This is a genomic window from Nitrosopumilus zosterae (genome assembly GCF_025998175.1).
In the GTDB taxonomy this organism is placed as follows: Archaea; Thermoproteota; Nitrososphaeria; order Nitrososphaerales; family Nitrosopumilaceae; genus Nitrosopumilus; species Nitrosopumilus zosterae.
On the sequence record NZ_AP026695.1, the window covers coordinates 996,823 to 1,009,226 of the forward strand.

At 33.7% G+C, this 12,404-nt stretch carries 19 protein-coding genes; 11 read left to right on the forward strand and 8 right to left on the reverse strand.

Translation table 11 applies throughout. The annotated features are described in order from the left end of the window. Window positions 1-16: 16 nt before the first annotated feature. The 3 genes from OO712_RS06065 (at window position 17) to OO712_RS06075 (ending at window position 1,804) form a co-directional block, all read left to right on the forward strand. Window positions 17-307, forward strand: a complete 291-nt coding sequence (locus OO712_RS06065; protein ID WP_109875967.1) for a hypothetical protein — start codon at window positions 17-19, stop codon at window positions 305-307. 623 nt (window positions 308-930) lie between these two features. Next, window positions 931-1,209 carry a hypothetical protein gene (locus OO712_RS06070; RefSeq protein WP_109875968.1) on the forward strand — a complete coding sequence of 93 codons (279 nt, stop codon included), beginning with the start codon at window positions 931-933 and terminating at the stop codon, window positions 1,207-1,209. Between the two features lie 319 nt (window positions 1,210-1,528). Then, window positions 1,529-1,804, forward strand: a complete 276-nt coding sequence (locus OO712_RS06075; protein WP_264953645.1) for an MTH1187 family thiamine-binding protein — start codon at window positions 1,529-1,531, stop codon at window positions 1,802-1,804. Here OO712_RS06075 and OO712_RS06080 read toward each other — a convergent pair. After that, window positions 1,801-2,898 carry a radical SAM protein gene (locus OO712_RS06080; RefSeq protein WP_109875970.1) on the reverse strand — a complete coding sequence of 366 codons (1,098 nt, stop codon included), beginning with the start codon at window positions 2,896-2,898 and terminating at the stop codon, window positions 1,801-1,803. The genes OO712_RS06075 and OO712_RS06080 overlap by 4 nt on opposite strands. Window positions 2,899-2,972: 74 nt before the next feature. Between OO712_RS06080 and OO712_RS06085 the strand changes: the two genes are divergently transcribed. Then, window positions 2,973-3,146, forward strand: a complete 174-nt coding sequence (locus tag OO712_RS06085; RefSeq protein WP_200829018.1) for a hypothetical protein — start codon at window positions 2,973-2,975, stop codon at window positions 3,144-3,146. Here the strand turns inward: OO712_RS06085 and OO712_RS06090 are convergent. Together OO712_RS06090 and OO712_RS06095 are read right to left on the reverse strand one after the other, a co-directional pair. Continuing rightward, window positions 3,133-3,627: a tetratricopeptide repeat protein gene (locus OO712_RS06090; protein ID WP_109875971.1), complete on the reverse strand. Its 495-nt coding sequence runs from the start codon at window positions 3,625-3,627 to the stop codon at window positions 3,133-3,135. The genes OO712_RS06085 and OO712_RS06090 overlap by 14 nt on opposite strands. Window positions 3,628-3,964: 337 nt before the next feature. Continuing rightward, a complete protein-coding gene (locus OO712_RS06095) occupies window positions 3,965-4,192 on the reverse strand; it encodes a tetratricopeptide repeat protein (RefSeq protein ID WP_109875972.1) in 228 nt (75 codons plus the stop codon). Between the two features lie 122 nt (window positions 4,193-4,314). Between OO712_RS06095 and OO712_RS06100 the strand changes: the two genes are divergently transcribed. After that, complete coding sequence (locus OO712_RS06100; protein ID WP_109875973.1) at window positions 4,315-4,758, forward strand: Lrp/AsnC family transcriptional regulator; 444 nt, start codon at window positions 4,315-4,317, stop codon at window positions 4,756-4,758. Between the two features lie 5 nt (window positions 4,759-4,763). Beyond that, complete coding sequence (locus OO712_RS06105) at window positions 4,764-5,315, forward strand: DnaJ domain-containing protein (RefSeq protein WP_109875974.1); 552 nt, start codon at window positions 4,764-4,766, stop codon at window positions 5,313-5,315. Here OO712_RS06105 and OO712_RS06110 read toward each other — a convergent pair. Continuing rightward, window positions 5,312-5,716 carry a hypothetical protein gene (locus OO712_RS06110; protein ID WP_109875975.1) on the reverse strand — a complete coding sequence of 135 codons (405 nt, stop codon included), beginning with the start codon at window positions 5,714-5,716 and terminating at the stop codon, window positions 5,312-5,314. The genes OO712_RS06105 and OO712_RS06110 overlap by 4 nt on opposite strands. Before the next feature lie 142 nt (window positions 5,717-5,858). Between OO712_RS06110 and OO712_RS06115 the strand changes: the two genes are divergently transcribed. From OO712_RS06115 to OO712_RS06130, 4 genes are all read left to right on the forward strand, one after another. Then, window positions 5,859-7,175 carry an HD domain-containing protein gene (locus OO712_RS06115; RefSeq protein WP_225866793.1) on the forward strand — a complete coding sequence of 439 codons (1,317 nt, stop codon included), beginning with the start codon at window positions 5,859-5,861 and terminating at the stop codon, window positions 7,173-7,175. Window positions 7,176-7,184: 9 nt separating this feature from the next. Further along, window positions 7,185-8,636 carry an FAD-binding oxidoreductase gene (locus OO712_RS06120; RefSeq protein ID WP_109875976.1) on the forward strand — a complete coding sequence of 484 codons (1,452 nt, stop codon included), beginning with the start codon at window positions 7,185-7,187 and terminating at the stop codon, window positions 8,634-8,636. Window positions 8,637-8,705: 69 nt separating this feature from the next. Continuing rightward, a complete protein-coding gene (locus OO712_RS06125) occupies window positions 8,706-9,131 on the forward strand; it encodes a hypothetical protein (RefSeq protein ID WP_109875977.1) in 426 nt (141 codons plus the stop codon). Between the two features lie 177 nt (window positions 9,132-9,308). After that, window positions 9,309-9,452 (forward strand): DUF5679 domain-containing protein, encoded by a 144-nt coding sequence (locus OO712_RS06130; RefSeq protein ID WP_200829019.1) that lies wholly within the window; start codon window positions 9,309-9,311, stop codon window positions 9,450-9,452. 18 nt (window positions 9,453-9,470) lie between these two features. On the opposite strand, the gene OO712_RS06135 is transcribed toward OO712_RS06130, so the two are convergent. Beyond that, on the reverse strand, window positions 9,471-9,722 hold the full coding sequence (locus OO712_RS06135) for a hypothetical protein (RefSeq protein ID WP_109875978.1): 252 nt from the start codon (window positions 9,720-9,722) through the stop codon (window positions 9,471-9,473). Window positions 9,723-9,824: 102 nt separating this feature from the next. On the opposite strand from OO712_RS06135, the gene OO712_RS06140 reads away from it, so the two are divergent. Continuing rightward, the gene (locus OO712_RS06140) at window positions 9,825-10,526 is read left to right on the forward strand and encodes a zinc-ribbon domain-containing protein (RefSeq protein WP_109875979.1); all 702 of its coding nucleotides are present in this window, start codon (window positions 9,825-9,827) and stop codon (window positions 10,524-10,526) included. A gap of 42 nt (window positions 10,527-10,568) precedes the next feature. Here the strand turns inward: OO712_RS06140 and OO712_RS06145 are convergent, their stop codons facing one another. The 3 genes from OO712_RS06145 to OO712_RS06155 form a co-directional block, all read right to left on the reverse strand. Beyond that, window positions 10,569-10,970 carry a LytR/AlgR family response regulator transcription factor gene (locus tag OO712_RS06145; protein WP_146195956.1) on the reverse strand — a complete coding sequence of 134 codons (402 nt, stop codon included), beginning with the start codon at window positions 10,968-10,970 and terminating at the stop codon, window positions 10,569-10,571. A 402-nt stretch (window positions 10,971-11,372) separates the two neighbouring features. Continuing rightward, window positions 11,373-11,723 (reverse strand): response regulator, encoded by a 351-nt coding sequence (locus OO712_RS06150; protein WP_160049181.1) that lies wholly within the window; start codon window positions 11,721-11,723, stop codon window positions 11,373-11,375. A 70-nt stretch (window positions 11,724-11,793) separates the two neighbouring features. Continuing rightward, window positions 11,794-12,246 carry a DUF6659 family protein gene (locus tag OO712_RS06155; protein ID WP_225866794.1) on the reverse strand — a complete coding sequence of 151 codons (453 nt, stop codon included), beginning with the start codon at window positions 12,244-12,246 and terminating at the stop codon, window positions 11,794-11,796. Between the last annotated feature and the right edge of the window lie 158 nt (window positions 12,247-12,404).

Genomic DNA, 12,404 nt, shown 5'->3' on the forward strand with positions numbered 1-12,404 from the left:
AAAAAAATTTCAAAACATGGGAGACGGAATTGGTGGTGCCGTGATTGGAATTCTAACAAACAATGCATTTGAACTACTTGTAAGCCACACCAGAAAAGATAATCAGGAAGAATACGGTAAAACAGAAAAAATCATGATTGCAAAAGTGGATGATCCAGAACAACCGCAATACGGAGAAACGACCAAAGAAGATTTGGAGCGTGCATTGAAAGGGAAATTTGTATCATGCAATGTACAATACAGAGATTCAAAGACGGATGTTCTTGTGTGCAATGTTTTTGTTCAAAAACCACCTGAAGGATTTTAATTGCTAAATTTTGATCAAACTCTGTTTGATATCTCAGATGCTTTATTAGATTAAAAAGGCAAATTACAATATGAAAATATGTAAAAAATGTGACGTCTATATGGAAATTGTAAATACTCAAGAAAAGAGAAGAGGCAATGAACAAAAAAACATGCAGTCAGAATACTATTGTCCAAAATGCAACCATTTTTAGCATTAACGAATCTGATTTGAACAACACGCTTAAGTTAACAATTCTAGCATAAAAATAGTGATTTGAGTCTGATTTGTAAAAGATGCGATATCGAATTTCATGTGAGAACAGATAGAGAACTAATTTGTGAATCATGTAATGCGCAGTTGGATTTACTAGACAAAGAAAAAAAAAGTAAATGATGAAAGAATTAGGAAGCTTGAAGAGCACAAGAAATCAGAATTGGAAAATCCGACATCAGAAGAGACCATGAAAAGGATAGAGCGCAATTTGCAAATAGAGTATAAAAAACGTGAGGGAATAATTAAAACGATCAAATCCAAAGACAGGTTCTAAAATTATTTTTAGAATAACATAAGAAATTCAAATATAATAAAAAATTCTGAGATAGGAAAATGCCTAATATATGATGAAATATCATCTATTATCGATGATTCTTGTAGACAGGAAAATACTCGCAGGAGGTCTTGCGATGATAATTGTCGGAATCATACTCGTAGTAAACATCAGTGCAACAATGCCTGCAGGCCAAGCAGGAATGACAGAAGAAGAAGTAGTTGATTTGCTCATTGCCCAACAAGAAAATCAAGACTATAACACATTGGCAGGAATCTTAATCGGGGTAGGATTTTTGTTGGTATTGATTAGTTTTGGAGCTAGAAGAAAGAAAGACAGTGCAAAAAGAAAGGAGAAAAAACCCGCCGAATAATCAAAAAATTATTTTCAATGTAATTCAAATTTCTTTTTACAGTTACCGCAAAATCGTTGTTTAGTTTTTCTACTCTCAGTTCCCAACGGTGAACCACACCTATTACATTTTTCTTTAATCATTTTAGGTTCTTAAATCCCCGTAGGATGGTTTCATCTTTCCATTGGAAGTAAACAGTAGTATAAGTAATTAGTCATTTATCAAAATTTTATTATTAAAAAACACATACGTAAACTCATCAATTTGCCATAGAAGATATAATTATGTAAAAAATCATTGTAAAACAATCTTGATTCAGGCTGAAATTTCCATATATCCGATGGCCACAAAGACTACAAGTGCAAGTTTTTACATTGCAAAGGCAATTGAATCAATTCAGAATATTGAGAATTTAAGATACCAAGTGAATCCCATGGGAACAATTTTGGAATCAGACAACATCGATGTAATTAATGGTGCTGCAAAAACAATGATGGAAGTAGTTCACAATCTTGGAATTGCAAGAGTCGAGGTTGTGATAAAAATTGATTCAAGAAGAGACAAACAGGTTAGGATGGAAGAAAAATTAGAGTCTATAAAAAAGCAAATGACTTAGAATTCTCGCAATATTCCAAAATGGGTATTTCTCTGTGCAGGGGATCGTCCAATTTCTTTTACCATGGTTGCCAGTTCTTCAATGGATGACGCAGTAGGTTTTCCTGCAGCACGATAGATTTCCTCAGAAAATGCAGTTCCGACTAAATCGCTTCCTCCATTTGACAATGCAACTTGAGCAAGCTTCTTTCCATATGCAACCCAATAAACGGAGATATTGTTTAGAACATTTGCAAGCATTAATCTGGACAATGCTATTATCTTCAGATCATATAACGATGAACATTCATTATTGACTAGATGCTGTTGCTCTAGTTCAGTATTATCCAAACTAAACTTTAACGGAATTAATGTGATGAATCCTTTGGTCTTTTTTTGTAATTCGCGAATTTTAATTAAATGATCAATGATGTGTTCAGGTTTTTCTATATGTCCGTATAGCATTGTGACATTACTTTGAATTCCCATGTTATGTGCCTCTTCAATGACATCAAGCCACTGTTGCCCAGTACATTTTCCCCTGACAATCTTATCCCGGATATCAGGATGAAATAGTTCTGCTCCTCCACCAGGCATTGAATCAAGCCCTGCATCCTTGAGACGAGATAGAATTTCTTTGGTAGAATTTTTAGTTAACTTGGATAAAAAGAAAATCTCAGCTGCTGTAAGTGCTTTGATGTTTAGTTGAGGATGATTCTTTTTGATAACTTTCATCATGTCTTCATAATATTCCAGCGGAAGTGTCGGATGAAATCCACCTACAATATGAACTTCAGTTGCGCCCATCTGTTCTGCAATGCCGACGCGTTGTTCGATTTCTTGAGAAGTTAGGGTATATGCATCATCAGCGCCATCTTTCCTGTAAAAGGCGCACATCTGACAGCTTGCAGCACACACATTGGTATAGTTCATGTAGTAAGACGCCGCAAAAGTGACAGTATCCCCAACTAGTTTTTTTCGCGAATTGTCTGCAACAGCGGCAAGAATGTGTTGGTTGTCATAATTCATCAGTTCAAGGCCGTCTTTATAGGACAATTCCTCCCCGGCTATTGCACGATCTAATGCTTGAGAATCCCCAACCAGTTGCCCTAACATGTTATTTCATGTTCTCATCATGATATATTCCTTATAGTCTCAAAAGATAAGTAATCCAAACTAGTATTATCTGCATGGTACTTCCGTTAGTTGATGAGCACAAACCAAAATGTTACTTGTGTCATGAAGGATTTGAAAACATCGAAAAGCTAAGAGAGCATCAAAAATTAAAGCATAAAGAATTCTCAGAATCACACGAAAATAACATTAAGAGACAGCCAGCACCTGGCGATGTCACTGTGTTTTAGATTTCTTTTTTATTGATCTTAGCAAATCTTGAGCAAGTTCTTTTGAGATATTTGCCAAATCATAATCTTTGTCAATAGATAGTGCTTTTTTGAAATGCTTTATCGCATCTTGTAATTCTCCAATTTCCCCTAATGAGAGACCTTTGTATGCAAGCGCCATTGCACATTTTTTATCAATTTTCAGAGCTACATCATAACATCCTATTGCCTCAAGATATCTTTGATCTGAATGCAATGCAGTTCCTTTATTCAGTATTGCATCAAGAAAATTAGGGGAAATTGCAAGGGCTTTGTCATATGTTCGGATTGCTTGTTTTATTCGACCCATGTTTTGGAGGGTCACTCCCTTGTCTACTAGGGCATTAATATTGTCAGGTTCTTCCCTGAGTACTAAATCATATAATCTAAGTGCATCATCAAAATTCTCCTCATCGGCAAACTCAAAGGCTTGGGCTAGCATCTTATCTACTTTATCGCTCATAATCTTTGATAACATTTTGTTAATAATATAGATTGACAAAAAGTAAACTATGGATTCACTTAATCATGAAACTATGATTTTTGTGTCTTTATCCAATAAAACAACGTGGCTTCAATGTTAAGAATTGACTTCAAGTGAGATGAAATCAACTAGGGATTTGTTTATCCGTTTAGCAGATTTCACAATCTCATGAGTTACAACAATGGAATTCAAGACGATTATGACGGATTCGATGATGACATCGATTCAGAGTCAGAGTATGACTTTGAGGATTAATCATCATCCCTGTTTATTTTTTTAATGTTGGGAAAGAACATCGCAAGACGGTAGCGTAAAATCATGATGCATTTTTATCTCGTGGGTCAATTTCCAAGGATTTGTTAAAGCATTCCATGGATTCCTCGTATCTGCCCAAACTTCGAAGTGCAACGCCTTTGTAGTTCCAAAGATCAGGATCATTTTGATTCAAAAGAAGAGCCTGCTCAAAAAAACCCAAGGCTTCATCAAACTTTCCATCATCCATTAATGATTGCCCCTTTTCAACAAGATCTTGAATTTGACTCATAAATTACAATGAATTTCGATTGTATTAAATCTGAACCCAACCATAACAAGGAAAAATAAAAAACTGAACAAATTTACACGCATTGAGTGAAAATTTAAATAAATTTTTCACTATAATCAATCATGAATTTAGACAGTACAGATGAAAAAATTCTCAAAAATTTAATGATGGATGCAAGGCAATCGGCAAGACAGCTTGCATTGAAATTAGGCATGTCAACTGTCACAGTGCTATCCAGAATCAAAAAATTAGAAAAAGAGAAGATCATCAAAGGATATACTGCAACTATTGATCATGAAAAAATAGGATATTCACTAACTGCGATTATTGAGATTGTGGCAAAAAATGATAAAATTGTAGACATGGAAGAAGAGATATCAAAATTTGAAAACGTGTGTGGGGTATATGACATTACAGGTTCAACAGATACAATAATTATTGCAAAATTCAAAGAAAGAAATGAATTGAGCAAGTTTGTAAAGGGTCTTGCAACCATTCCAAATGTGGAAAATACAATCACTCATGTGGTTCTAAATACAGCAAAAGAAGATTTTCGACTAACGTAGGAAAAATGAACCGAATCAGTGTTTTTGCAATTTTATTGATTATTTTTGGAACATTACAAACAGCATATCCACAATCAAACAATCTAGATATGGAATTAGAAGTCACAGATGAAGAGAAAATTATTCTTTTTTCTGGTTTTGCAATTGCAGTGATTGCAATCTTTATGTTTTTGGCAAGAGACATCATACTTCGAAAAAAAACATCTTATGATAAAGAAGAACATGAATCAAAAAAGGAGAAAACTTATGAAAAATACCATTCTGACTGGGGAGATGATTATGAAGAGTTGGGAACAAGAAAAAACAGTAAAGAAGACAGAGAATTCAGGGATGCCGTATTGAATAATGAACTTCCAAACTATTACAAAATTTTAGGATTGTCAAAAGACGCCACACAAGAAGAGATAAAAAAGAATTTCAGGGAACTTGCAAAAAAAAATCATCCAGATAAAACAAAAGAAGATTCTGAGAAACAAATGATGGAATTGAACAAGGCATACGAAATACTTTCAGATAAAGAAAATAAAGAGAAATATGATAGATATCTTACAGACTAGACAGAATTTAGTTTGACTATAATCATACTAAGTTCAATTGAATTTGGGGTCTGAACACTGTTTGTGAGATTTGTAAATATTTCCAGATTTTGAGGTTTCCCTTCAGATTCAATTTCAGTCACAATTTGAAGTTCACCAAATTCTGTATTAGGCCCCAACATCTTTTTTGTCAATAGAGGAACTATAGAAAGATCTTCAACAACACCTTTCATCTTATAGGCAAATGTATCAGAAAAATAAACACCCCCGCGAGTAGTAGGCTCATTTACAGGTACTGGAGAATTGGCAATCGAGACATTAATCATAGGATACAAAACACCGTTTAGATTTAGACTGTATTTGGGAGTATTGTTCTTGATGAACAATATCAGAGATTCAAGCAAATCAGGGTTGACAGACATTAGAAAATACCTAATTCATAATTCTATTGAGTGTTTCGAGAAATTCTCAATTACAGACTTTTACAGTAATTGTTTAGAAAAAGGTCATTTTGATGCTGACCAGTAGATCATCTTTAAAAATAGGAATTACATTCTTGTGTTATTGCAACAATTTGCAAACACCCATTCAATGAGAAATGAAATTCTCAATCTGATGGTGGAAAAAGGCATAGAAGACGATTGCTATGTAGAGATGTTAGACTATACAATTGATTTGTTTGAAAGTCAAGGATTGGGAAGTGATTATTACGGATACCACAACATCATCCATGAATTAGAAGTCACGTATTTCGCACTTTTGGCATCAATTCAAGATAAAGTGAAAATTACAGATACTGACATAAAATACCTTTACGTGGCAGCATTATTTCATGATTTTGATCCTCAAAAAAATGTGGACAAACCTCACGAAGAAAGTGTTTTGAAATTCATTTCAATGGATAAAAAACTGCAACAATTAATTGATGAAGCAAAAATTGATTTAGAAATTATCAAAGTTTTGATTCTGAGAACAACATACCCATGGAGTGGAAAACTTAAACAAAATGCTGAAGAGCAAATCAAACAATGTTTTGAAAAGTCAGATTTGACGAGAAACAATCTACCATACCAAGAACACATTATGGAAATGGGATGGTATCTCTCAGTAGTCGATAGAATTGGCGGTTATGCATTAGGAGATTTTTCAAAAGCAATGGAGATGGCAAAAATGAATGCACATGCATTAGCGTGGAGACCTTCATTAATTGTCAGAAGCTCGGTGGCATATTTTGAAGAATTACTAAATAAAGAAACAGATATGGCAAAAACAATTCTAAAAATACTCCCAAAAGAAATGAGAAAGAATTTTTTCGGATCAGTTCTTGCATTCATGAAACTAAGACAACAAGAAATCACAATTCAGGCAGATTGTTCTTATGAAAATGTCAAGTTAATTCCAACCATAGAATGTATGAGTACAAGGAATGATCCAAAATTCATCAAATCACTTTACGACATCTTTGTGCAACTTCCAAAACCATTACAATTTCTAAAAGATGATTTTGAGAAATCAGTGAAAGATCCTGAAACAATTCTTAACACACTTAGATTAAATGATAAAAATGGAGAGATCATAGGATATTCAAAAGGAGGACCGCTTGAAAGATACCAACTACGAGAAGAAATCAGAGATGAGAATTACGGTTTAAGAAATACAGTATTTTTAGAACCATTGGCATTAAAGATGGGATATTGGGGACTCAAAGGAGGGAGTGAGATGAGACACATGTTTATCATGCAGTCTCATTCCATGAAATACAAGTTTTTGACAAGTTTTGCATTACGAGATGTCATCAGAGCAAGAGTGGATAAAGAGCAGGCAGAGTTTGTCACATTGTTTGATCCAGAACGATGGGATTACTATAGAATAGCAATCTAGATTCATCACATGAAAAAATCCATCTATGAATCATTGCAAACATCCATAGCAGGAGATGTGTATACGCAAAAGGAAATTAGGAATTTTTACTCGGTGGACTCTAGCTCATATCAAATAATTCCAAGCGTGGTAATAGTTCCAAAAGATGAAAAAGACATCATGAGAGCCATCAAGATTGCAAAAAAATTCAAATCATCAGTCACAGTGCGTGGGGCAGGAACTGGGCTTGTTGGGAGTGCACTAAACAACGGAATTATTTTAGATATGAAAAATTTCAATTCAATAAAAATTACCAAAAACTATGCAATAGTAGGTCCAGGAGTTATCAAAGGAGAATTAGATAAAAAATTAGAAATTCATGATAAATTTTTTCCTCCAAATCCTTCAATTGGTTCTTTTTGCACAGTTGGCGGAATGATTGGAAATAATTCTAGTGGAAGCAAGAGTCTAAAATATGGAAGTGTAATAGACAATGTCGCAGAGATTATTTTCGTTGATGGAAATGGAAAGAGAATATCACTTCCAAAAGACAAAAAAGTTTCAAAAAAAATACTTGAATTTTCAAAAAAAATAAAAATTGAAAAGTTTCCAAATGTGACTAAGAATTCTTCCGGATACAGGATTGACAAAATAAGATCAATCACAGATGCCCATAAACTAATCATAGGTTCTGAAGGAACATTAGGAATTGCATTATCAATAAAACTCAAAATAAGAGACAGGCAAGAAAAGAAAATTCTTTTTATCATTGAATTTAAATCAATCATAGACGCGTCTAGAAATTGTTTAGAAATTAACAAAACAATGCCATCAGCAATAGAATTTGTAGATAGAACAACTCTCAATCAAATTAATTTCAAATTTTCTCAAGATACTCAGTGTCTACTTTTAGTTGAATACGATGAAGATATAGACAGGAGTGAGAAAAAACTAAAATCAATAATCACAGGAAAAATTGTTAAAAAACTAAAAAAAGATTCAGAAATTAATGAGTGGTGGAGATACAGGGATTTATCATTGCATTATAGTTTGAAATCCATTAAAAAAGAAAAAAGAATACCACATGTTATTGAAGACGCAGCAGTTCCTTTAGAGAATTTGCCGGAAATTTTTAAAATTCTGAAAAAAATAAATAAAAAGTTTAAAACAAAGACTATTGTGTACGGTCATGCAGGTAATGGAAACATACATGTCAGATTAATTTCAGACAGAAGTGAATTTACGGCAATTAAGAAGATAGCAATATTGTATTTTGATGAGATAATCAAACTAGGCGGAACCATCACAGCAGAGCACGGAGATGGTCTTGCACGCTCAGAGTTTATAAAAAAACAGTACGGAAAAGACAACTATAAGATTTTCAAAGAAATTAAACAATTTTTTGATCCAAAAAATATTCTTAATCCAGGAAAAATAATCACATCAAAAAGCACCATAATTGACAATTTAGAAAAACTCTAAACCCTTCACAAATCATCCGATCAAAATAGTGTAGAAACGCTTTATTAACTAAAAAGGGAGCAAAAACGCGTGATAGTGAGAATATTAAGTGCACTAGTAATGATTATGTTTTTAGTCACATTCTCCTCTGCGTTTGCACTGAATGAATTGGAAAGAGCCACAATGAATGATCCAAGACTGGAAAATGCATTTGGACAGCCAGTAGATGATAATGTTAATGTGAATCAACAAATACAGATTTCTGCAGACATCACAAATAATCAAGAAAAATCTCAAAATTTTGTTTATCTTGTGCAGATAAAAAATGAAAACGATTTCGTGGTATCATTAGGTTGGATTAGTGGACAGCTAACACCAAATCAAAAACTCAATCCATCATTATCATGGACTCCAAACGATTCTGGTGAATTTGTAGCAGAAATTTTTGTTTGGGAAGGTTTGGTAAACCACAGCGCACTGGCAAATTATTCAGAAATAAACATATTCGTAAGTTAAAAAAACATTTTAAAAAATTACTTTATAAGAGATTTGAATAATTTGTTCCTAAATTCATCTAAATTTGCGTTACGAAAAAAATTGTTTTGGAACAGTAAAATTAAGATCTGAGGTTTGCCTCTTAGTAAAAAAAGTTCAACAAGTTCTTGCTAATAGAACCTCGAGCCTAGTTCAATCATGACAATAGGATATTGTGTAAAGTGCCGAGACAAACGAGATATCAATGGCGCAAAACCATACACCATGAAAAATGGGAAACCTGCAATAAAGGGCACCTGCCCAACTTGTAGTACAACCATTTTCAGAATAGGCAGAGGATAAATTTCTCAATAATGAAATTCAGTACTGCCATTCATCGGTAAGGCCATTCCAAAGCGATCGCATTGGGGATGGATCTTTTTCTATTTCTTCAACAATTCGGTTTTTTAATACAAAAAAGAAATTCTCCAAAGCGTCAAGTCCCCCATCGGCATATAGTTCATGTCCGATCTCAGTGATTCTCTTATGTTTTTCAGGAATCTCTGAAGACTTGGGATTTTGAAGGCAGAAGGTCATCAAATCAATTAATTCTTCTTCCAACATAAAGTCCATGCATAAATGTGGTTTTGGCAGCTCAATTTACAGTTTATGAATTAGTTCAAGTGGCAATTCCAAGAAAGAAACAATTTAGAATAGCATCCCAATAGATAATTCATGGATTCGTCAGACATTGTAGATGATGTTAATGCTCTATTGAAATTAGGTGTGGGTGACGCATATAGATTAGAACACATCAAACAGGGATACATCGAAAACAAGACTATCTGGGTAACTGATCAAAATTACCTCCAACGTATGAGGGAGAAATATCTCATAAAACAACAACCAGACAAGAATGCAGATGAGGGGGAATCCATTGATGCGGATCCCAAAAACAAGGAAACGATTCATTGTTGGAAATGCGGTAAAAAAACTCCATTGGAGGCAAATTTTTGCATGGTTTGTGGTTCATCATTATTTGAGGTAGGGTCAAATCATAATCAGAAAGAAAAAACAGCCGATTCCATGAATCAAACAAAAGGCAAAAGTTTGAAGTTGCCCATCATAATAGGAATTCCAGTTTTAATTTTAATTGTTCTTGGAGGGGCCTACAGCCAAGGATTTTTTGATAACGCATTTGAAAGATATGACACGGCAGATTCCAAAAAGGATGATTTGACTTCCAAAACTACCATTCCTAAAGAACCATTTGTGAATGCCGTAACGGATTCAAAATGTGGGGAGGGGACAGTTTTTGATGCTGAAACAAACTCATGTGTTTTGGATAATGGAATTTCGCCGGACAGAGTGAATTCAAAATGTGGGGAGGGGACAGTTTTTGATGCTGAAACAAACTCATGTGTTTTGGATAAATAAATCAACTAACACAGTCTATGCATAAATTTTTTTAATTCCGAATTATTTTTCTGAGGGGAATTGATCAGTTACAATTTTTTTAAGAGTATCCATGCTGTAAGGTTTTGAGAGGACAGGTACATGCATACTAGTCAATCTACCAAAAGTGTCAGTAGTAGTATCAGCAGTTACTGCAATAATTTTAGCAGTTTCAGAAATTTTTTGAATACCGTCTATTGCATAAAATCCATCATATTTTGGCATTCTCATATCTAAAAATACAATGTCCGGTTTTGAAGAATCAAAAAGATCAATTGCTTCTTTTCCATTTTCACCAATACCTATTACTTCTAAACCGCAGATTTCAGCCATTTGAGACAGCAATAATTGATGACTTTTCATATCGTCGATGATGATACAAGTGTGTTTCATCTCAGCATCCGACATAGAATTACTATTACTCACAAGTGATTTTAAGCTTGATTAGATTAAAAACAATTTATGCTCAATTTGAACAGAGTTTTTTGAATATCTTCTATATCTTGTTTGTTTGTGTGGAATTACAAACATTATCTTTTAGGGAGTTGATGGGAATAATTAACATGAGAAAAATCTATTTCTATGAATCAAATCCAGAGTCCAAAATATGGGAGAAAACAATTGAAAATGTAGAGGGCAAAATCATAGCTGAAACACCTTGGAGAATTTGCGAGACGCAAAACTGAGATACTCAAAGCACGTATGAGATAAACGAAATCAGAATTTTAGAAATGACGCAATAAAGATTTCATAATCATCAAATCTAAAACAGGTCCGTAATGACCAAGGCACCTCAATTTGGAAGCAGGAAGTCGAGATAAACTTGATTTATCCTGAAAAAAATACATCAGTCAACATGCGTTTAATGATAGTAATGTCAAATGGCTTATAGATCACTGCTGTAACTTTTAACGTATTCATAAGATAGGATTCACCAGCCATCAGATCACCTGTCACAACAACAATCTTAGCATCAGGATTATTTTTTAATATATTTTTGATGGCATAAAATCCATCAAACTCAGGCATGATCAAATTAACAAAAATCAAATCTGGCTTATGTTTTTCATACATAACAACTGCATCTTTGCCATTATTACCAGTAACAACAACATCAAGACCAATCATGTCCAGCACCTCACAGAAAACACTTATTGTTTCAGGATCATCGTCAATCACAATACAGCTGACCATTTTTTATTTTCATAACATCATACTATATAAGATAATGTCTTAATCAAATGAGAGATCATTCGCCTACAAATTCTCCCCACTGTCTTCCAAGTTTAGAAATTACACGAAAAGCCAATCTATCTATATTGACATTAGATTCTGCAACCAACATTATCACCTTGTCAAAGATTGGAAAACTCATTATTACCACATGTTCCCTACGTGATGCAGAATATTTTACATGGCCCAATTGATCATCAAATTTTTTTCTCTTTGATACCCTAGATGCCAATTCTTTACAAACGGATTGCAATTGTTCTTCAGACAATCTAATAGTCATACCAGGTTTTTCACCTCCTGCCAATATCATTCCAGATTCATCTAACAGTGCAGCATAACGTATTTCATCATCATCAAGAATATCTTGACATTTTAACTCATATTCAGAAATATCTAATTTTTTCTCAGGCACAATACTTGTAATGCAAGGATTACCATATTTTTCCAAACTGTTTTTACCCTTTGACATTAATTGTCAAATTATCTGAATCAAATTTTGACTTTTCATCCCTTAGTTTGTTGGCAATCAATACTGTCAATACCATGAAAATACTAAATCGTTGAGATATATCTTTACTAGTTTGTTCAAATCGTACCTACAAAATCAGGTTGATTTCAGGGTTAATT

Excerpts from the sequence above, each read along its gene's own strand:
- OO712_RS06065 (WP_109875967.1), top strand. The coding sequence starts at position 17 with ATGGGAGACGGAATTGGTGGTGCCGTGATTGGAATTCTAACAAACAAT.
- OO712_RS06070 (WP_109875968.1), top strand. The coding sequence starts at position 931 with ATGATTCTTGTAGACAGGAAAATACTCGCAGGAGGTCTTGCGATGATA.
- OO712_RS06075 (WP_264953645.1), top strand. The coding sequence starts at position 1,529 with ATGGCCACAAAGACTACAAGTGCAAGTTTTTACATTGCAAAGGCAATT.
- OO712_RS06080 (WP_109875970.1), bottom strand. The coding sequence starts at position 2,898 with ATGTTAGGGCAACTGGTTGGGGATTCTCAAGCATTAGATCGTGCAATA.
- OO712_RS06085 (WP_200829018.1), top strand. The coding sequence starts at position 2,973 with ATGGTACTTCCGTTAGTTGATGAGCACAAACCAAAATGTTACTTGTGT.
- OO712_RS06090 (WP_109875971.1), bottom strand. The coding sequence starts at position 3,627 with ATGAGCGATAAAGTAGATAAGATGCTAGCCCAAGCCTTTGAGTTTGCC.
- OO712_RS06095 (WP_109875972.1), bottom strand. The coding sequence starts at position 4,192 with ATGAGTCAAATTCAAGATCTTGTTGAAAAGGGGCAATCATTAATGGAT.
- OO712_RS06100 (WP_109875973.1), top strand. The coding sequence starts at position 4,315 with ATGAATTTAGACAGTACAGATGAAAAAATTCTCAAAAATTTAATGATG.
- OO712_RS06105 (WP_109875974.1), top strand. The coding sequence starts at position 4,764 with ATGAACCGAATCAGTGTTTTTGCAATTTTATTGATTATTTTTGGAACA.
- OO712_RS06110 (WP_109875975.1), bottom strand. The coding sequence starts at position 5,716 with ATGTCTGTCAACCCTGATTTGCTTGAATCTCTGATATTGTTCATCAAG.
- OO712_RS06120 (WP_109875976.1), top strand. The coding sequence starts at position 7,185 with ATGAAAAAATCCATCTATGAATCATTGCAAACATCCATAGCAGGAGAT.
- OO712_RS06130 (WP_200829019.1), top strand. The coding sequence starts at position 9,309 with ATGACAATAGGATATTGTGTAAAGTGCCGAGACAAACGAGATATCAAT.
- OO712_RS06135 (WP_109875978.1), bottom strand. The coding sequence starts at position 9,722 with ATGGACTTTATGTTGGAAGAAGAATTAATTGATTTGATGACCTTCTGC.
- OO712_RS06140 (WP_109875979.1), top strand. The coding sequence starts at position 9,825 with ATGGATTCGTCAGACATTGTAGATGATGTTAATGCTCTATTGAAATTA.
- OO712_RS06155 (WP_225866794.1), bottom strand. The coding sequence starts at position 12,246 with ATGTCAAAGGGTAAAAACAGTTTGGAAAAATATGGTAATCCTTGCATT.